Below are 21,544 nucleotides of genomic sequence, written 5' to 3'. Positions count from 1 at the left end.
AACATTAATTGAATTTGTAAGAATAAGATGAGTAAGCAAGTTGAACTAGATGTAAAAACAAAAAAAGCTTCAGAAGAAACGAGTATTACTCCTTCTGGTGAGAAAATTTTAGCACAGCTTGGTATAAATTCAGCCTTGGTTAAAGCGATAAATCAAGGTATAAAACGATCATACTATCGAGCAGTGATTAATTGGCTTACGAAATATAAGGCTAATCCAGAAGATTCTAATTTAAAGAAGGTGAAAGGTTTATTAGAGGCGTTTTATAATCTGTGTCAGGTTGAAGATTGGGAGGAAGCAGAAAAGTTACTTTTAAATACTCCTACTAGGGAAGAATTGCACAATCAATTAGGTACTTGGGGTTATTATTACCAACAGATTGAGCTATATACAAAACTTATTGGTGAGATTATTTATAGCCAAAATAAAACTTTTCTGAACGCTCTTGCAAATGCTTACTTTACAGTTGGTAATTACGATCAAGCTATTCATTACCATAATCAAAGATTAGCTCAAGAACAGAAAAGTGGGAATCAAGAAGGAGAAGCAATATATTTAAAAAATCTTGGGGTTGTTTACTACTCTATCGGAGATTACATATCAGCTATCCAACTTTTCGAGAAAAGTTTAGAAATCAATAAAAAATTAGAAGATTTACATGGAGAAGCTACGGTATTAGGCGAGCTAGGTAATGTTTATCATGACAAAGGTAACTATATAAAAGCTATAAAATGCTGGCACAAAACTTTAGAAATAATGCAGAAGTTTAATGATTTTCAAAGAGAAGTAGGCTCTTTAGTAAATTTAGGATTTTATACAAAAGTATTAATAATTTTGACCGAGCAATTGAACTGCTTCAGCAAGGTTTTGAAGTTTTCAGTAAGATCGATAATCTACAAGGACAAGGGAAAGCGCTTAACAACTTAGGAGGAGTTTACTTTAGATTGGAAAATTATGATAAAGCTCTCGAACTGTATCAAAAACGGCTGAAAATTGCTAAAAGATCAGGTGAATTGGAAGGTGAGCTAGTAGCAACAGGAAACTAAAAAGTTATTAAAACGAGCAGGAGATGCCAAACTATCACCATGAGTAAAATTGCTCTATCAGGCGAACTACTTTTACAAAATATACAGATTAATTCAAAAATAATAAAAACCATTAAACCTCATTGGAAACGGACTTATTATCGAGCCGTTATCAACTGGCTAACTAAGTATAAACCTTCTCAAGATGGGTCGAATCTAGACCAAATTAAAGGCTACTTAGAAGCTTTCTACCATCTCAGCGAAGTAGAAGACTGGGAAAAAGCTATGAAAATATTTTCTACTCGACTTAATACACCAACTAATGATGAATTACATAATCAACTCAACATTTGGGGATACTATCAACAACAAATTGAATTATACAAGAAAACTCTGGGTAAAATAGATACTAATTTTGATACTATCCTGTTAAATGGTTTAGGAAACTTATACAACTCTTTAAGCGATTATCATCAGGCAATTGAATGCCAACAGCAACATTTAAACATTGCTAAATCTATAGGTGATCGCTTAGGAGAAGGGATAGCTCTTGGAAATTTAGGGTTGAATTATTATTACTTAGGAAACTACCTAAAATCAATAGAATATTCTCAAGAAAGTTTGATCATTGTGTGGGAACTTAAGCAACGTCGAGAAGCGGGTGCGGCTTTAGGTAATTTAGGACTTGCTTATAAAGCTTTAGGAGATTACCAAAAAGCAATTAAATTTCAAAACTTACGTTTAGCAATTACCAGAGAAATAGGTGATCGCACAGGAGAGGCACAGTCTTTAGGAAACTTAGGTGTACTTTATAATAGCTTAGGAAATTATACTCAAGCCTTAGAGTATCATCAGCAATGTTTAGCCATTGCTAAAGAAATAGGCGATCGCTTAGGGGAGGAACAAGCATTAGGAAATTTGGGAATCAGCTACCAAAATTTGGGACAATATGCTGAAGCGATTAATTGTCATGAGCAAAGTTTAGCGATCGCGCGGGAAATTGGCAACCGTCTAGAAGAGAGCAGCAGTCTAGGAAATCTTGGAAATATTTATATAAGTTTAGGCCAATATACCAAAGCTATTGAGTATCATCAAAATGGTTTGGTAATTTCAAGAGGGGTTGGCGATCTTAGCGGTGAAGCAGCTTGTTTGGGAAGTTTAGGGATTGTGTATGATACCTTGGGAGATTATGAACAGTCAATTGAGTACCATCAGCAACAATTAGCTATCTTTCAAGAGATTGAAGATCGTCACGGAGAGGGTGTTGCTCTAGGAAGTTTGGGAAATGCCTACTTCTCTTTAGAAGATTATGATAAAGCTGTTGATTATTATCAGCAACGCTTAGAAATTGCTCAAGAAATAGGCCATAGAGGAGGAGAAGGATTTGCGCTCTTGAGTTTGGGAAATGTCTATTTTTCTCAAGAAAATTATGAGGAAGCAGGTAAGTTTTATCAACAAAGATTGACTATAGCTCAAGAAATAGGCGATCGCTGGGGAGAGGGAAATGCTTTATGTAATTTAGGAGCAACTTTTATACGACTTAATGAATATACACAAGCTTTAAAATATTTACAATCTTCATTAGAAATTTGTCAAGAAATTAAGACTCCTTATACTGAGGCTAAAGTTCTCCAGAATTTAGCGGCAGTTTATCGAAAGTTGGATGAGCCAAAATTAGCTTTAGAATATTGCGATCGCGCTTTATTTCTTGCTACAGAATTAGGGATTTCCTTAGCTCAAGAATGTCAAGAATTTAAAGAACTATTACTTAGTGAACAGTAAATACCGATTCAAGCTAGAGATAACAAAGCGAAAAAAACAATAATTAGTAGGTAATATATCGCTCTATGCGCTTCTCAAGCATGAACAGGTAGATCCAGAAATGCTGGCAAATACAGACTACCTCGGTGATGAATTGGATGCTTTAGCAGAGGTAATTCGGCCTGCGGATGCCATTATATCGCCTCGTGGACTTTCACCTGTTAAGAAGCCAGTGGTTGCGTAGAGGGGAGTCTGATGGATTTGTTTTTGAAGCGCGATCGCATTTTTTTCGACAAAAATGGTTATGGATGGATTAACTCAGCTTGATTCATTTTCTTGTGTAAGGGACTTCATCGAGTCTTGTATTTCTTGAACCAATGGAATCCCTAAGTCTGTAGCTATCTGTAACGCTTGTTCGTAATATTTTTGTGCTTGTTGGGGTTGATTAATTTTATGATGGAGTTCGGCTAAATTTTTAAGAGATTCAGATACTCCTGCACGGGAGTCAATTTCTTGAAAAATGGTCAAAGATGTCTGTAAATTTTCTAATGCTTCATCATATTGTTCTAGCTTTATTTGTGTATTTCCCAAATGACCCAAAACAAAGCCTTCTCCTTGGCGATCATTAATTTCTCGTAAAATAACTAAAGCTTCCTCAAGGTAGTAAATCGCCTGTTCATACTCTCTTGAATCAAGATAAGCATTCCCAAGATTACCCAATGCTATGCCTACTCCTCTGCGATCATCAATTTCTTTTGCAATCATTAAGTATTGCCGATAAAGATTAATTGCCAGTTGATAATCCTGTAAACCACAGTAAGCATTCCCAAGATTACCTAATGCTGTGCCTTCACCTCTACGATCGCCAATTTCTCTTGCAATTCTCAAGTATTGTAGATGGTAACTAATAGCGTGTTGATACTGTCCTAAATAATGGTAAGTAAGCCCTAAATTGCCTAATATATGGCTTTCACCCCTGATATCTCTAATGTTTTTTGAAATGGCTAAAGCCTGATGGTATAACTCAATCGCCTGTTGATACTGTCCTAAAGAATTGTAAGTAAGCCCTAAATAAACCAAGGCTATGCTTTCATTTTTTCGATCATTAATTTTATGAGCTATATTTAAACTTTGATGGAAAATTTCAATCGCAGCACTATATTTACCGAAAATATAATTGGCATTTCCCAAACAGTTGTATAATTTTATATCTATAGATTGGCTTAGATGTTGTAAAAGTATTGTACAAATTTCTACTTGTACTTGGTAGTAGCCCCATGTACCAAGCTGTTCCAAAAGCTCCTCTTCTGTGGGGGTATCTATTTGAAGAGAAAGAATTTTGTAAGCTGCTTCCCATGCTTCAACTTCACATAGATGATAGAAAGCTTCTAAATATCCTTTAACTTGCTCAATCCTAGAAGAATTTTCTATTGGTTTATAATGCGTTAACCAGTTAACAACTGCACGATAATTAATTCTCTGAAGATGAGTTATATTGGGGTTGCTTAATAGGGTAGCTCGTATTTCAGATAAAATAGCCTTTTCTACGTCAGATTGTGTAGGAAGCGAGTTTAGCTCTATTGAATCAATTTCAATTTTTTCCTCATCTGAATCTAATTGTTTTAAATGTTCCAGTGCTATACTTCTAATCAAATTATGTTGCCTTAACAACCATCGATCATTATCAACTAATTCCTCAACTAAATATCGGTCTCTTAATATATCTAAAGCTGCTAATTGTTCATCCTCATCTCGATCCCAATCTTCTAAATGACTCAGCCAAAACTCCTCTGGTACGGGACACCGATAGACAGAAGCTTCACAGAGTAAAATGTAAGCATACGTTGCATCCTCTTTAAGCCGAGCAAAAGTTTTATTGAAGCGCGATCGCACATTTCGTCTTAAAGTTTTTGTAAAGCGATCCAATTTAAACGAATCTTCTCCAATTGTTTTACCTGTTTGTGCTTCTGCGAGCAACTTTTCTACTTCTTCTATCTCACTACCATATTTGTTCCAGTAAGCGATAACATTACCATTAAAAGGTTGATTTTTAATTTCCCCAGCTATCACTCGCAACGCCAGAGGATTACCTTCGTAAGCAATGCCAATTCTTTCCAAATAAGGTCTGCTTACTGATTCTGGACTAATATCTACCCCAATTTTTTCAAACAATGCTAACCGTTCCTGTTCTTTCAACCCACTTAGAGCTTGGCAATACCAAAAATTTGTAAAGCGCGATCCTATCTCTACAATTTGTCTCGGTAAATCCTGGGAAGTAATAATAATACAACTAAAACAGGAATCTGAGTTGAGAAAAGCAGTAAAAAATTTCACCCACCATTCATCTTTAAAATCACTCCATCCTTCCTCTTCATTTCCCTGCAAAATGTTTTCTAAAGAATCAATTTGTATTAAATAACGATTTTCTTGCAGGTGTTTCAGTAACCGATAAAGTAATCTGTGAGTATCATTACGAGCATCAGGTGTAATCAATTCTCCCCACTTTTCCAAGCATTGAGCAGCTACACTAGCAAAATCAGAAGACTTTTCCTCATTATCAAAATTTACTTGATAATATTTACTCCAATCTCCCTTAAACCAGTCTTCTAAATCAAGTGCTAATTTTTCCCCTAGAGCAGTTTTACCAATTCCGGTCATTCCCACTAGAAGGAGCAGACGACAGGATTCTCGAAGACGATTACATAACTCCTGAACCAAACTTTCTCGGCCAACCCAAGCCTCATCATAGGCAAAAAAATTGCGACTTACTAGCTCAGTGATAAATTTTTGATTAACATCAGATAATTTACTAGCGATTGCTGGTTGATAAGCTTCCTCCTGTGAAGTTAAATTTATAGGCTTTCTGGATTCGATTTCTATCACTGAACGAATCTCTTCCTTGGTTGTTATTTGTACATCTTCTAAATAGAAAACTTTAACTGGTACACCCCACTTATTAATCAAAATAACCCTAATTCTCCCCTTTGCTTCCTTCTGCCCTGCCGTCAATAAAAATCTAACTTCTCCATAACTCCCCCCAAAGCGATGCAACACTAAAACCGATTCATCAACAGATTTAACCTTAAAAAAATCACTATCTACTTGACAAAAAATAGGGTATTCTTCCTCCTCATATTGCCACTCAAAACCCTCCTCGACTTCTAAATCAATGGTCATTAAATAGGTTTTTCCTGCCTGTGCTTCACGAGGATAACTAATAATCGGTTTAACGGATAATAAAGCAGACTTTTCAGACTTCATAATTAACCCTCCGCAAGAGACAGTTTTAGGAATACATTAGGATGACCATAATAAACATACATAAAAGTGTAGAAATATAAAGCACAAATATCCTCATTACCCGGTTCATCTCGCAATCTTTGGTAAATGCGATCGCGTAAAGACCTTAAGATTTGAGGAACAGTTAAACGATAATTTTTCTCATATTCCTGAAAGAATTCCTGAGAAATTAGAGTTGCATAATTTTCCTCAACTTCTGTTAATGTACCAATCACTCCCTTTGCTCCTCTTTCCAGAAAAGATGTTATAAATCCTACTCGATAACCCTTAGAAAACTGATCTCTAATTAGTTCAAAATGACAAGCATTCATAAAGATAATGCTCGAATAATATGATGAAAACTCTATGCCTTGTAAATAACAATTAAAGCTGTCATAAGATAATATTTTTTGACTAAAAGTAGTTTCTAAAAAGCCATGACGAGCAATATAAACTAACCCAATAGTTTCTTTTTTTTCTTTTAAATGAGTTAAAAAAGCCTGATTCTCAGAAAAACAAACTGATTGATAACTCTTTAAACTTTTAATTTCCTCTAATTCCTCCGTCTTAGCATAAATTAACACATCCCCCTGACAACAATCAGCAGAAGACTGAGGAGAGGGGATAGAATAAATCTTATCCCAATTTTCCAGATCGGGAATATCTAGCCACCGTATTAGATTAACCCTTATCCCTAAAGGTTGTTGGCGCAGAGGTAACATTTCCCAAGGAATGACAAAATCCGTGCCATCGTTAATAATGAGATCAGATAATTCTTCTAATTCCCGTAGCCATCCTAATAGTTTACCAATAGGACATCGACTTCTGTAACGTTGCAATTGTCCCAAAATTTCACTCGCACGTTGTTGAGAGTTGATAAGCTGACTAAGGGTAATGGGAGGTGGGGGACTGGTTTCTGTTTCCTTTGGATTATCCCATGCTATATTATGAAGACGAAGAAAATAATTATTTTCCTGCTCTAACACATACAAAATAGCTACATTGCTCGGAAATTTTTCTTCTAAATCAATAAAAGTAATTTCTTCTGAATACTTCCCTATCGTTGAGCTTTCTTGAAAAAGTGATTCTCTTTTACGGTGCGGTAAATTTCTTAATTTTCCTAAATCAGGTTTAATGATCTCAGGTTGCTTAGTTAGATGACGATAAAGAGATTCATAGCCTTTCTCAGAATCTAATTTGTAGCAAGTAAAACCCTTAATAACAAAAGGAATATATTCTTCATATTCTGTTGCAAAAACTACAGGAATAAACTTAGTATTTTCCCCAAAATCATCATACATTTCTTGAGAAATAACTGCCCCTTGCCAAGTAACACTTTGTCCTTTTTGAGCTTCTTCTAACCCGCGAAATCTTCGATTATATATTTCTGTACAAACCACCAAAACAAAATCAGCCAACTCTAACTGATTTAACATCCAACGCAGCCATCCTTCAGAGGGAGATTGTTCATATTGATCAATATTACAATCAATTCCCTCACTTCGTAAGCGATTAGCTAAACTCAAAACTCTATCTTTATGTTCCTCTGAATCATGAGTATAACTGATAAAAACTTGAGGAATAATTTGCCCCCCTTCCACCTTCTCTAAAGCATCATTTTTACTTGCTTTCGGAGACGATGCTTGCTTCAGTTCCGAGGGTAATGAAGAAGATTGTTTGACTCCTTCACGCTTAGTAATTTGCCCCCAAAAATCCCCAGACATTACTCATCCACCTCCCATGTTTCCAGAGGTAAAATATCGGCAATTTTCGCTTGAAGTGCCTGTGCTAATTTGACAGGTAAATTGGCATAATATTTCGGTTTTGGATTGAGTAACACTGTTTCTACCTCATTAAGGGCAGCAATTTGTTGACTCACAAAGATTGCATCCTCAATTCCCTTTTGTTTTACCGGTAAAGTAGGTTTTTGATTCAACCGACTCGCTTCTAGAGGTATATTGCCCCTACCATCGCTAATAATGACTAATACCCCTTGCTGAATCAAACTTCGTCCATGTTGTAAGGCATGACGTAAGGTTTGCAAGGCTAAATCTAATCCATGCGCTAGGGGTGTAGCGTTTCCCCTTCCCGCATCTAAACCCTTGCGAATGCGCGGAACAAGGATATTTTGAGCCATAATCTTTTGTGCCTGTAATTCCTGTCGTGCTTCGGCAGAACCCACCTGAATTAGGCATATATTCGCCCTTTCTGTATAGGCCCACTGTAAATAGGGTAAAAGTGCCTCTTGCCAACGACAATCCCGCAAACAGGTATAATCTAATACTACAGTTAGCATTTGTTCGGCAACCGTAGCCCGTCGATACCGCCTTAAATCAGTTGATTGCAAAATTAAGGGTATGGGTAAAGATTGAGAGACTTGTTCATTAGGTAAAGCTTGACGACGGAATCCTTGAAATTTAGCCGCTTCTAATAAGGTACTCACTAAAGCTAAATCTTGTAGCGTTTTCGTCGGTTCTACTCCAATAATTACCCCTCGCCCTGAACCAACAGATTTAAAGCGACGGGGAGGCAACCGGAGAGAGGCGAATTCCCGCTCAACAGGTGTGGTATCTTCAGGATAAGGATCGGCGATCGCAACCCGTTCTATTCCCAAGGAAGTCGATGGCAATATCTCCCTATCTTTAGGTTCATAAACCGGTTCTAATTTAGGTGTTTCCTTGAAGGAATCTGAACTAGATAGCTCAACTAAGGGGGATTCTGTCGGGATTGAGGGGGGTTTTGGTGGGGAAAATGTGTTTTTTTTCGGTTTTTCAAAAGTAGTTTGCTTGAGTAACTTTAACCCCATCATACCTGCCGCTTGATCGATTTCTTGTTCCGTTACCTGATAGACTTGCTCTAATTGGGCATTGGTATAAGCTAACCTCAGTAAAGTTAAATCTCGTCTAATACTCTGTCCCTCTGCCGTATAATCAAGAATACGGCTTCTAGCTTCTGGGATAATGTTGGGAAAATGCGCTCGTGCTTTGTGCAGAATTGTCTCAATATGCGGCGATAAAGAGAAATTCTCTTGAGTTGGAGTAACATTTTGCGGTTGTAACCATTTCTCAATCTGTGTGGATCGATCAGTAGTTGTAATTTCTGCTTCACTAAAGCGTAAGGCAAAGCGATCTAACAAATGAGGGGAAACTAATCCAACTCCCTCGCGGGGACATCCTGCTAACCAGCATAAATTCGGTTGCCAACGTTCCTGATGTCCGTGACGTTCCAGATACCCAACCTCTGACCCCATCAACATAACACAAGCCCTAGCCGCCGCCAAACTCAAGCGAGTTAAGTCTGGAATCATAACGATTCGTAATTCGGGAATTTTTCCTCCAGAAAGTAAACCCGATCGCCACTCAAAAGACTGTTTTGTATTATCCTGACTAAAGGTTAAGCTTCCCCACAAATCCTCCTCAGTTTCGATTGTCCCTAACTCGATAGTAGAAACTTGCTCTTCCGTCACTGTTTCTAACAGATGAGTCATGATTTGGGCAGTAGCCTGTAGACTAGCAATAGAAGCATCAAAAAATAGAAGACTCCGCAAGCCAGGATTGAGGGCAGCACAGGCTAAACCCCGTAGGAGAGGATTGGTAAAATCTGCTATTACCTTACTCACTCTCTAAAATCTCCGCTACAGTCTCATTATCTTGGTCATGCCACACCCCCTGATTACTCTGTGCCATTTCTGGCCGACGGTGTTGAAGGGCTAAAGGGACTACTGCCCGAATATGTTCACTATTGACGGTTTCTGCCCCTTGTAACGCAGCACAAGCCCGCGCCGCCATTGCTAAGATAAAATCTCCTCGGTTGCCTTCTACTTGAAACCTTTTTCCTAGCGTAATACATTGATTAAGTGCTTTTGAGGCAACTTTGATGCTATAAACTTTTTCCTTTGCTGCTTTTAGCTGTTGAACTTTTTCCTGATTTTCTTTCTTGGCTAATTCTAAAAATTCTGATTTGTTCTCCAAATCAAGCTGAACAAGTGCTTCTTCAAAGGCGAGAACATTTTGCAGAATCGCTAATCTGCGCTGTTCTTCCATCTCGGCGGTAACACTAACCATTAAACCAAAACGATCAAGCAACTGGGGACGCAAACCTCCTTCTTCTGGGTTCATCGTTCCTACTAAGGTAAAAGACAAGGCTTTTTGCTCACTCTGCCCTTCTCGCTGCACCACTAGCACTCCTGTTGAGGTGACATCGAGGATGATATTGACAATATGATCGTCTAATAAGTTAATCTCATCAACATAAAGCAGTTTTTTGGCGGCTTCTTCTAATAAACCCGCTTGCCAAACTGCCTTACTCTGCATCAATTCATCAATTTTCCAGCCTCCCACTACCCGATCTTCTGTGGCATTGATCGGTAAAGTTACGGGTAAGTCCCCGTAAAGCATCTGCGAAAATGCTCGCACAGCCGTTGATTTGCCCGTTCCCCGATGTCCACTAATCAATACTCCTCCTAGCCGGGGTGCAATATAAGCAATTTCTAGGGCAAGTTTAAGTTGTTCTTGTCCGACAATTCGGCTGTAAGGGAGAATTGGGATCGGCGATATTGTATTCATGCCATTGGTTTTGATTCAATCTTGATCAATAATTTTATCCTAAACCTTGAGAAAGCTTGAATAAAGGGAATTTTTCCTAAATTATTGAGGCGCTGTTATAATAAATGAAGCTATAGTACAGATGATTGGTCTATGCTCTGTGCAGTTATTATTACCTCCCGAATCGAAGAGTATTCGGCGGTTCAGTCTCATTTAAGTGATCTTCACGAAATAGAACACCCACAAGGAACAGTTTACGAACGAGGAAATTTTACAGCCAATGAACAAACATGGGACATTTTAATCGCTGAAATTGAGGCAGGGAATGAAGCAGCCGCTTTAGAAGCAGAGAGAGCAATTTCTCATTTCAATCCTAATGTTTTACTGTTTATTGGAGTCGCTGGCGGAATCAAAAATGTCAAGTTAGGAGATGTGGTAGTGGCTGACAAAGTTTATGGCTATGAATCAGGTAAGGCGGCAGAAGAATTTTACCCTATACCAGAAGCCAGAAATACATCTTATAGATTACGAGAAAGAGCTAAAGCTGAAGCAAGAAATAAAGATAACAATTGGCTAAAAAGGTTAACATCTTTTAATTTATCTGTTCCTCCTCAAGTTGTTGTTGCTCCCATTGCGTCTGGTCAAAAATTGATTGTCTCAAATCAATCAACTGAGTTCCAGTTTTTACGCTCAAATTATGAGGATGCGATCGCTGTTGAATCAGGAGGTTTTGGCTGTCTTCAAACGGCTAAGGCTAATGAGCGACTTTTTGCGCTTGTTATTCGGGGCATTTCTTATCTAATTGATAACTTTAGTGAATCTGATGAAAAAAACTGGACAGAAATAGCTGCTCGTCATGCAAGCGCCTTTGCTTTTGAAATTTTAGCTAAGTTTAAACTTGAGCAAGAGAATATAAGTCAGCAAATTAGAGGTATTCAGTCAAATATAAAACGAGTCGAAGAGCAGATTAATGTTGAACAGATGGCTGAATTAATCAGTAAAAATCTTAACTCTAATTTAACTGATGAAATAAATAAGAAAATTGATTTTGTTAGTAAATTCCTTAAAAAAGGACAACTGAAACAAGCTTTTGACTATATAACTGACTTAACAGATGAATTGTGGCATAAAGCAGATGACAAAGCTAAATATCGTTTATTAGCTAAAACTGGCCTAATTCAATTAGGATTAGATCATTATCATGAAGGCGCATCAAACCTAATCAAAGCTAAACAATATAATCCAGACAATGAAACTGCATTGGCTTTAGCCGCCAGAGGACATATTTTACACAAACAATATGAGCAAGCAGAAATATTAATAGAGAAAGTTTTAGAAAAAAATCCTGCTAATGCACTTGCCTATTCTCTCCGTGTTGATATGGCTAACGAGGCAGATTCTATTGATAAGATTTTAGAGCAAATTCCTGAGCCTTATCGAAACGAGCCTGATGTTTTAATTGCATTAGGACAAGCTGCTTTCAATCGTCAACTTTATCCCCAAGCTGAAGAATGGGTTCAATCTGCCATTAATTTATCTGAGAAAGAAGGATATACAGATAATTTAAAAGTTTTACTAGGAGTAATTATATTAGAGCCTGTTACTCAAGATTATCTTCGAATTGCGTCTGGACAATTAAGTGAAATTAATCAGAAAAAATTAGAGAGAGCAGTTAAGTTATTTACGGAATTTCTCAAAGGAAATCCTTATGATGCAAACGATCTATCTCCTCTGGAATTAACTGCATTACCAAATCGTAGTGGTGCTTTGAGATTACTAGGTAAATATGATGAAGCCATTAGAGATATTGATCTAGTTTTACAGAGAGAACCAGATAATGCTTATTGCATTAAACAACGCGCTATTCTTGCTCATGAAAAAGGAAATGAAGAACAGGCTTATGAATTTTCTAAAAAGCTCCTTTCAAGTCCTGAAATACCTGAAGCTTCTATACTAGCTGCCAGTTCGTTGATAACTATGCAACGATTTCCCGAAGCACAAAAAATCCTCGAAGAGTTTCAACAAACGGAGGGACATGAAAAACTAAAGCAAGAAACAAAACGACTCCAAGTAGAAATTTATTTTAAATTAAAAGATTATAAATCTGCTCAGAAAATTCTAGAAGAATTGTTAAATGGAGATCCTGAAAATACATTTAATCTAATTTTGCAGATTCGGTTTAAAAATACAATTGATAGAGATAAAGTTTCTGATGAACTCATCGAGAAAGCTAAAAACTGTTTATTACTTGATACTTCTATCGCTGCGTCTTGGTCTTTAGCTGAAGAATTATATTATTTAAAATACTATCGTGATGCGGCTGAAATTTATGAGTTATTTGTTGATAAAACTTTAAATAATAGACTTACTCGTAATTTAGCTTATGCTTACTATTGCTCAGGACAATATAAACCGGCTTTAGAAATTTGTAACCAATTACTTAATAAATATGGTGCTTTGCAATATGCTTCTGAAATGGCTGCTAATATTTATGAAAGGATAGGGGATCTTACGGAAAGTAGTCGGATATGTGAAGATTATTTAAAAGTAGTTCCTGATGATAAAGTTATTCAGTTACGTTTAGCCTGTATTTATTATTTACAAAATAATTATATTGATTTAGATAATTTTTTAGACAAAAAAATTACTATTGATAACTTAAGTTCAGAGCATTGTTTTTATCTAGCTAGATTATATAAATCAAGACGGCGTATCAATGATTTTTTTGATGTCATTTATGAAATGAGAAGACAGTTTTATAATGAAACTGAAGTTCATGAATTTTATAATACTATTTCATGTTTAGAAGTTTGCAGAAATCAACCTAATAACGTAAATATAGAACGAATTGAAAATAACTGCGGAGTTCTTGTCAAAGATTCCCTTAATAACGAGCAGTGGTATATATTAGATGATCGGAATGATGCAGAGTTATCAAAACAAGAACTTAATTCTAGCCAAACGCTTTATAAAAAATTAATTGGGAAAAAAGTAGGTGATACAATCATTAAGTCAGAAACTTTTTTTGAACAGGAGACTTTAACTATAGTCGCTATAGAAGATAAATATTTTGCTGCCTTTCAACTTAGTCTTGATTTCCTAAAAAATTTATCTGATTTTCAAGGTCTTCAAGTAATTCATGTCCGAATGACAGAAGATCAAATTGCCCCTGATTGGCTTCAAAAATTTGATGAAATGCTACAACGGCGGGAAGATAATTTTGATCAGTTAAAAACTGATTATCAGCAAGGAAAAATTCCCCTTGGTTTATTTGCAAATATTATTAATAAGAATCCTATTGAACTTTGGGAAATGCTGGTTTGGCACTCTACTCCTTTAATCCACGCCTGGTCAAATTTTAATAATGAAAAATTTGAAGATTCTTTGACGATTTTACGAAAAGGGGGTTCTGTTGTTATCGATCCCATATCTTTAATGACAATTCACCAATTAAACATTGCTGACGAAGTAGTAAAAGCACTAGGAAAATTAGGTATCGCTCAATCAACTCTTTATTTATTCCAAAATGTTGTTGAGCAGATTCAAGACTGGGAAGCCAATGGTTTTGCCACTGTAGGGATAAGAGAAAACCAAAGAATTTTTCAGGAATTTACTCCTGAGCAAGTTGCTCAAAAAAGAAATTATTTTGAACAAATAATTCAATGGATTAATAATAATTGTTGCGTGTTTCCCTGTTGGAGAGCATTAGATATTGAGGTGGAGAAACGTGAACAACTTAATCAAGTTTTTGGTTTAGCTTTTGCTGATACTGTATTGATTGCCGGAGAGTCAGGACGTATCTTATATTCTGATGATCAATTTCTGCGCTGGTATGCTCATGCAGATTCAGGTGTTGGAGGAGTTTGGACTCAGGTTATCCTTAATTATTGCCGGCAGGTGGAATGTATTGATGAATCTAAATATCGTCAAGCAACTTTACAGTTAGTTTGCTGGGGATATGATCATACTAGGATCGACGCTAGTATTCTATTGGAAGCGGCTAGAAAGAGTGAATGGAGAGTAAAGTATCCGTACACCAGAGTTTTACAGGTTCTTAGTGATCCAAAATTGGAAATAAAGTCTGTTGTTTATGGGATTAGCGAATTTATATATCAACTTTACCAAGAAGTTGTAATTCCCGATATTAGAGATTACTTAATTCTTGAAATGTTGAGAACGTTAACTTCTAAACGTTCTAAAACAAACTTTATTAATATCTTGAATCAATTCATAAAAAAACGATTTATTTTAAACCCCGTCCATGAAAAAGAAGTTTTGTCGTTAATAAGAATCTGGCAAGATTGTCAGTCAATAATTACTTAAAAAATACTTTTTTTACATAGAAATAAAAAAATTTTAGTGAACAATCACCACAAACCCTATCTAGAGGTAGATTACCTGACCCCTCAAGACGGGTAGGCTCAGAAAGAAGTAGGTATTTGCCCTTTTGCCCTCGGATGAAGCTAGGCGCTTTGTTAATGGTTGTGAGAGTTGCAAAGGCTTGCTAACACAACTGTAAACAACAGAGACTTGAAAAAGTAGTTATGTCCTTCGACTTTAACAAGTTTTTAACCTCTAAATCCGCTAAACGTCACGTCCATCCCGTCGACCTTTTCCAGAGTCTAAAAGTGATCGACCCCGATGTAAAGGATCTTTGGCTGGCTCAGGGGGATGCTCTACGGCTCTGGCACGCCATACGAGATCATGAAGATGTGGCGCTCGTTCTCAATACGGGAGCGGGAAAAACAATGATAGGAGCGATCACCGCACAATGTCTCGTCAACGAAACGAATGACCATGTTCTCTACGTATGCAGTTCGATCCAATTAGTTGAACAAACCGCCAAAAAAGCCGAAGGTTACGGACTCAAATTTACTACTTATTATCGCAGCGATTTCAGCAATACACTCTACCAACGAGGGCAAGCTCCCTGTGTGACCACCTATCATGCCCTTTTCAATGGGAAATCTCGCTTTTTGCAAGATCTCCCATCTGCGATAATCTTTGATGATGCTCATACCGTCGAACATCTCCTGCGAGATGCCTTCAGCATCAAGATCAGACGAGAAACATTTCCCAAAGCCTTCTCCCAGATAGTAGAACTTTTTCGTGGCTATCATAGACTGATTCGCGCAGGAGTGGGTTATGAAGAAACTCAAAAACAAAGAAACGCCAATAACTATTGGTTCGTGCCACCTTTTGCCCTCTACGAACAATATCACGAATTAGAAAGGATTTTACTCGATGCGAATCTCGATGAGGAACTCGAAACCCTTTTCTCTTGGGAACACCTGAAGAATTATCTGGATATCTGCACCCTGTTCATTTCAGGTCAGGAAATTGTGCTTACGCCCCCCGTCATTCCCGTTAGTACCATTCCTTACTTTCAAAAAGGCATCCGTCGGCTTTATCTTTCAGCCACTCTCACGGCAGGGGATAAATTTATGAGAACTTTTGGCCGAGTGCCGGAGATCGTTGCTCCGAAAACCACCGCCGGCGAGTGTGAGAGATTAATTCTCCTCCCTTCGATGCACGAAGATTCTCCTGATGATGTGGCCATCGCTAAAAATATTATTCGAGAGCATAAAGCTTTAATTTTAGTGCCTTCTTATCGTCGAGAAGCAATTTGGTCTGATGTGCTGACCATGCGTGAAAAAGATAATGTTACCGAAAAAATAGAAAAATTCAAAGCCGCCCAATCGCCTGAAAAAATGTCATTAGTCAGTCGCTATGACGGGATCGATTTACCTGATAATGATTGTCGCGTCATGGTTATTGATGAGCTTCCGGCCAGTCTCAATCCTCTAGAAAAATTCTTTTGGGAAAGACTCGGTTTGGCCAAATATTTGCGCTCGGCGATTTCCTCCCGAATTATTCAGGCATTTGGTCGAATTTCGAGAGGGATGAGCGATTATGGGGTGGTGATCATCACGAGCCAAAAATTGCGAGATTGGCTACTTGAGCCGAAAAATCTGGCGACTTTACCCTTATTTCTGGTTCAACAACTGGAATTAGGGATGAGTATTTCCGAAGATACCCATCCGTTAGAGCTTGAAAAAGTGGCTAGAGGCTGTCTTAATCGAGAGCGAAACTGGCTTGACCTTTACAACGAAAAAATTCAAAAATCCAATTCAGATGTGGAATCTACCACCGATCCGCAAGCTCTCAGGATTTCGCAGACCGAATTCGAGTTCGGTCAAGCTTTGTGGCGACGCGATTATGAGGTGGCGGCTAAATGCTTGTCACAGTCTTTAGAAGAGACTTTTGAAGCGAGTGCTAACACGGCAGCGTGGCATCTTCTTTGGCTAGGTTATTGTTATGAGCGGCTTGGCCAGAAGAGGGAAGCGTATGAAGCTTACCAAAGGGCGCATAACATAGCCCACAATATACCTCCCTTGCACCTTCAAGATTGGTCAGACCTCACGCCGGAATTACCCGATCAAGTGCTGGAAGTAGCCCGATATTTGTACAGCGATCCTTTAGTTATGCAACAGTCTGTCCCCACAAATTTCGATCTCGACCTCGCCGTCCTTGATGGCACAGGAGATTCAGACCAAATTGAGGAGTCCCTAAGATTGCTAGGACAATATTTAGGTCTGATGTCGAGTCGCCCAGAAAAAGAGTTTGGAACCGGCCCTGACGTTTTCTGGGATGCGGGAGAAGGGCCTGTTTTATCCTTGGAAGTTAAATCGGACAAACAGTCTAGATCTTCTTATGTCAAAAAAGACTTGGGACAGTTGAGAGATCATTACCGATGGGTGATCAATCATAGCCAATCCCAGACGATTTACTCCGCTTTTGTGGGTTTATCGCTGCCACCATCACACAGTTCTAACCCTGACCCCGATATGGATGTCATCGAGTTGAAGGAATTTAAAGCGATAGCCCAACGGTTGAGGGCAGCTTTAGAAGATATCTGTAGCCAAGCTTTACCAACCACCTTACCCCAGAAGGTTTTTGAGGTGTTCAAGCAAAGAAATTTACTTTGGCCAGAGCTTTATCAAAATATTAAGAAATGTAAGCTCCACGAGCTTCGTCAAAAGCACTAATCACTAAATGAATGCTTACTGTAGGCTATAATATAGAGTCTTTATTAACCCCTTTTTTCCTATAGGATGTAAAATTATGTAACTTTTGTTGGTTGATTGAATTACCAAGAGCAATTTTAAGTGTATGATGAATTTATATAGTACAATTATACTAAATACGAATAGATAGGCACGATGAAGGCTGAACTCCTTAAAAGGTTGTTTCGGGCGATCGCTAGTTCTGATCCAGAAGCGCTCGACAAATTGACGTGCCTAGTTATAGAAGAGGAGCGCAGCAAAGGTCATACAGCCTTAGCTCAACAGTTAGAGAATATTAAGAGTAAAAATAAACAAGAAAAGCCTACTTCCAGTAGTCAGACACCACTTTCAACCCCGGAGACAACGCTACAGGATCTTCAGTCTCTACCGACCAGTAAACGTTTTAATCTTCCCTTGGTAACTTTTGTTCCTAGGGAGAAACTACGCCACCATATGATCTTGCCTGTAATGGTAGAGAAGCGTTTCCAACGAATTGAGCGTGAGTATGCAGCAAGAGATAGACTAGCTCATCACGGACTACGTTACCGACAAAAGATTTTATTATATGGTTCTCCTGGGTGTGGTAAAACTCTCGGAGCAGAGCGTTTAGCTTGGAATACAGGACTGTCACTTTTGAAAGTTCGTTTTGATGCAATGGTATCGTCTTTTTTAGGTGAGACGGCCAGTAATCTAAGATTAGTCTTTGAAAAAGCTTCCGAGTCTCCATGTCTACTATTTTTAGACGAATGTGATGTTATAGCCAAATCACGGGAAGATACTCAAGAGGTAGGAGAAATCAAACGAGTGGTTAATACATTTCTTCAAATTCTTGATGAGTATGAACCCAATTCTGGATTATTAGTAGCTGCTACCAATCTCAATAAATCACTTGATACTGCTCTTTGGAGACGATTTGATGATGTTATAGAGATTCCCAAACCTGGAGAAGCTGAGTTAAAATTTATAATAAAACAAACGTTATCAGCTATTGATGTTGGAGTTATTAATTGGGATGCTATAGTGCAAGACATGAAGGGATTTTCTGCGGCTCAAGCTGTTCGAGTCGCTCAGGATGCAGCTAAAAGAGCAATTCTTGAACGAGAAGAGTTAGTCATTCAAGAGCATTTAGAAGACGCTATCCAAGAAATTAAAGTGTCTTTTAGTTAAAAAATAAATAAGATAGAAAAAACTCAATGGTTGAACGATCTAAGGACTATTCTCATATTCCCCTCACACTAACAATACAAGGAACAGCTAAACCTTCACGCCCACCAAGATCTAATCCTAGATCATTAGCTAATTTGGGTAATCGTCAGGCACATGGCACTAAACTAAAAGCTAATGTGGACGCAATATTTTTCTCTTGGCAAGAAGAGGAAGAAAAAAGAGACGAAGAGGGTAAACCTAAACTCCCCAATGCTCGACGAGTTATTTTACAAATTGATCCAGACGCTTTTGATCCAGACAAATTAAAAAGCTATGGAATAGAGGTTATTGCAGAACTAGAAGATGGGTATATTATCGGTGCTTCAGCAGATTTAGAACTAAGTGCTTTACAGAAAAAAATAGAACAATTTCTTAAAGAAGAGCGTGGAGGAACTACAGTTGCTGGAATTTGGGAGCTTATAGAAGGATATAAAAAACCAGAATTGATTGTATCCCCTGAATTATGGAAACAATGGGATAAAATTAAAGATGATGATATATGGATAGTTGATGTAGGAATTGCTTGTTTAGGCCCTAAAACTAAACTCTCTAAATATCCCGAACACAAAGAAAATGAAACTGATGAAAAATTTTTGCAGAAAGTTAATCGCTGGATGAATAAGCGAGATATCACTTGCAGAGAATGGGATGATGAAAAATTAATTAGAGAAGATGATTTTCGTCAATTTATTTTTTCTTATCAAGGAAAAATTTTATCGATAGAAGAAGGAGAAAGTACAAAATATTGTGAATTACCCGATAGTTTTTCTTGTCGAATAGAAATTTCAGGCAAAGGATTAAAAGATTTAGTTAGTAACTACCCTTATATTTTTGAGGTTAGTGAACCAGATGAGTTTCTTGAAATGATTCAGCGTCAAGGTTTAGCTGATGCAGCAAGTCCCTCTTTTCAATTAGACCCTCCAGATAAAAATGCTCCAAAAGTTTGTATTATAGATAGTGGAATTCAAGAAAGACACTGTCTTCTAAGAGCAGCCATCGATGAAAATAATTCTCGCTCTTGGGTTCCTGGTGAAGTTAATATAACGGCTGATTATGTGAAAAACGGAGGACACGGAACAAGGGTAGCCGGTGCGGTTCTGTATCCTAATATAATACCTCAAACTGGAAGACAACAAGCTATTTGCTGGCTCCAAAATGCTAGAATTCTTAATTCTGATAATAAACTTCCTGACAAACTTTTTCCTCCAATTATTATAGAAGATATTGTTAATATTTATCATTCAACAGGAACAAGACTTTTTAATCATTCAGTTACTGGCTCTGTGCCTTGTCAAACTCAATATATGAGCGCTTGGGCAGCTACCATTGATCAACTTACATGGAAAAACGATATTTTATTTATTGTTGCTGCGGGGAATTTACCTATAGATAACAGAATAGGGCAGACAAGATTATCAATAAAAGATCATTTGGCAGCTAATCGGTCTTATCCAAATTATTTACTTGAAGACTCTTGTAGAATTGCTAATCCTGCTCAAAGTTTTCAAGCTTTAACAGTGGGTTCAGTATCACATAAGTTCTATAATCAATCTTCTCTAACTTCAATGGCACAACCCGATCGCCCCTCGGCTTTTTCCTGTTCAGGATTTGGAATTTGGGAGAGTATTAAACCAGAAGTTGTTGAATATGGAGGTGATTTAGTTACCGATGGAAATATACCCCCTAATCTGACTCATCCAAAAGAAGTGTGTCCTGAGTTAGTGCGCTCAACTTTACATGGTGGATCTGCGATCGCATCTGATACTATTGGAACTTCATTTGCAGCACCAAAAGTTACTCATATTGCTGCTCGTCTTGCGGCTCAATTTCCTAAAGAGAGTTGTTTATTGTATCGTGCGTTAATTGTGCAGTCTGCCCGATGGCCAGAGTGGGCAAGGGCTAATAAGGAAAATAAATTAGGAGTAATCCGTTCTTTTGGTTACGGTATTCCTAATCTAGAGCGAGCCAGTCGTAATTCTCCTAACCGTGTTACCTTATATACAAAAGGAGAACGGAGAATAGAAGCTAGACAAGCTCATATCTATCAAGTGAAACTTCCAAAAAAACTAATTTCGCCTGGAGAAGAGTTTGAAATTTTATTAGAAGTGACCCTTTCTTATAAAGCTCAACCTCGTAGAACAAGACGTAATCGGAGAAGATATCTTTCCACTTGGTTAGATTGGGAATGCAGTAAAAAAGGAGAAGATCCTCAGCAATTTTTAAAAAGAGTATTGGACAAATATGAGGCTCCAGAAAACACAGAAAAAGGACAAGGAATTTTTAAGTGGATGCTTGGGAGACAAAAAAATTATGGAATAGTTAAAGACGTTTCCAGAGGTTCAGGGACTATTCAAAAAGATTGGACAATAGTCAACTCCTACGAGCTTACAGAAGCGTTTTGTATTGCTGTAGTGGGTCATGAAGGCTGGAACAATGATCCAGATGCTTATGCTCCCTATTCTTTAGTCGTCAGTTTTGAGGCACTTAAGGCTGAAATAGAAATTTATACAGAAATTGCCCAAGTACAAGTGCCGATTGAAGTTGAACAAGAAGTACAAATTTAGGCGATTCAATTTAATCGAGTAATTTCTAATTTAATGAAGATCAATATCGTGTTTGAGGAGTAGCCATAGATGTAAGTGATCGAAGATCACGCACATAC

At 37.6% G+C, this 21,544-nt stretch carries 11 protein-coding genes; 7 read left to right on the top strand and 4 right to left on the bottom strand.

Annotated features, from left to right (window positions below; translation table 11 throughout):
* Positions 1 to 27 precede the first annotated feature (27 nt).
* Genes CYAN7822_RS02420 through CYAN7822_RS02415 form a run of 3 tightly spaced genes read left to right on the top strand, consistent with a single transcriptional unit; the run spans position 28 to position 2,807 of the window.
* Positions 28 to 927 (top strand): tetratricopeptide repeat protein, encoded by a 900-nt coding sequence (locus tag CYAN7822_RS02420; protein WP_041933104.1) that lies wholly within the window; start codon positions 28 to 30, stop codon positions 925 to 927.
* Positions 825 to 1,046: a tetratricopeptide repeat protein gene (locus CYAN7822_RS40455; RefSeq protein ID WP_425365332.1), complete on the top strand. Its 222-nt coding sequence runs from the start codon at positions 825 to 827 to the stop codon at positions 1,044 to 1,046. Before CYAN7822_RS02420 ends, CYAN7822_RS40455 begins: the two co-directional genes overlap by 103 nt.
* Before the next feature lie 39 nt (positions 1,047 to 1,085).
* Complete coding sequence (locus tag CYAN7822_RS02415; protein WP_041933103.1) at positions 1,086 to 2,807, top strand: tetratricopeptide repeat protein; 1,722 nt, start codon at positions 1,086 to 1,088, stop codon at positions 2,805 to 2,807.
* 297 nt (positions 2,808 to 3,104) lie between these two features.
* Here the strand turns inward: CYAN7822_RS02415 and CYAN7822_RS36655 are convergent, their stop codons facing one another.
* Genes CYAN7822_RS36655 through CYAN7822_RS02390 form a run of 4 tightly spaced genes read right to left on the bottom strand, consistent with a single transcriptional unit; the run spans position 3,105 to position 10,630 of the window.
* Positions 3,105 to 6,047, bottom strand: coding sequence for a tetratricopeptide repeat protein (locus CYAN7822_RS36655; RefSeq protein ID WP_013320649.1), 2,943 nt, complete (start codon positions 6,045 to 6,047; stop codon positions 3,105 to 3,107).
* A gap of 2 nt (positions 6,048 to 6,049) precedes the next feature.
* The gene (locus tag CYAN7822_RS34320) at positions 6,050 to 7,789 is read right to left on the bottom strand and encodes an SEFIR domain-containing protein (protein WP_013320648.1); all 1,740 of its coding nucleotides are present in this window, start codon (positions 7,787 to 7,789) and stop codon (positions 6,050 to 6,052) included.
* Positions 7,789 to 9,684 (bottom strand): Mg-chelatase subunit ChlI-like protein, encoded by a 1,896-nt coding sequence (locus CYAN7822_RS02395; protein WP_013320647.1) that lies wholly within the window; start codon positions 9,682 to 9,684, stop codon positions 7,789 to 7,791. Before CYAN7822_RS02395 ends, CYAN7822_RS34320 begins: the two co-directional genes overlap by 1 nt.
* Positions 9,677 to 10,630, bottom strand: a complete 954-nt coding sequence (locus tag CYAN7822_RS02390) for an AAA family ATPase (RefSeq protein ID WP_013320646.1) — start codon at positions 10,628 to 10,630, stop codon at positions 9,677 to 9,679. The genes CYAN7822_RS02395 and CYAN7822_RS02390 overlap by 8 nt, the downstream gene beginning before the upstream one ends.
* Positions 10,631 to 10,762: 132 nt before the next feature.
* Here CYAN7822_RS02390 and CYAN7822_RS34315 point away from each other — a divergent pair, with 132 nt between their 5' ends.
* The 4 genes from CYAN7822_RS34315 to CYAN7822_RS02370 all read left to right on the top strand — a co-directional run bounded on the left by CYAN7822_RS34315 (position 10,763) and on the right by CYAN7822_RS02370 (position 21,446).
* On the top strand, positions 10,763 to 14,932 hold the full coding sequence (locus CYAN7822_RS34315; protein WP_013320645.1) for a PIN domain-containing protein: 4,170 nt from the start codon (positions 10,763 to 10,765) through the stop codon (positions 14,930 to 14,932).
* Positions 14,933 to 15,153: 221 nt separating this feature from the next.
* Positions 15,154 to 17,658: a DEAD/DEAH box helicase family protein gene (locus tag CYAN7822_RS02380; RefSeq protein WP_013320644.1), complete on the top strand. Its 2,505-nt coding sequence runs from the start codon at positions 15,154 to 15,156 to the stop codon at positions 17,656 to 17,658.
* A 174-nt stretch (positions 17,659 to 17,832) separates the two neighbouring features.
* Positions 17,833 to 18,843, top strand: coding sequence for an ATP-binding protein (locus tag CYAN7822_RS02375; protein ID WP_013320643.1), 1,011 nt, complete (start codon positions 17,833 to 17,835; stop codon positions 18,841 to 18,843).
* A 26-nt stretch (positions 18,844 to 18,869) separates the two neighbouring features.
* Positions 18,870 to 21,446: a S8 family peptidase gene (locus CYAN7822_RS02370; RefSeq protein WP_013320642.1), complete on the top strand. Its 2,577-nt coding sequence runs from the start codon at positions 18,870 to 18,872 to the stop codon at positions 21,444 to 21,446.
* Positions 21,447 to 21,544: the final 98 nt, after the last annotated feature.

The organism is Gloeothece verrucosa PCC 7822 (genome assembly GCF_000147335.1).
Lineage (GTDB): Bacteria > Cyanobacteriota > Cyanobacteriia > Cyanobacteriales > Microcystaceae > Gloeothece > Gloeothece verrucosa.
The sequence above is the reverse complement of the archived record's forward strand: the minus strand, read 5'-3'. Positions and strand labels throughout refer to the sequence as shown.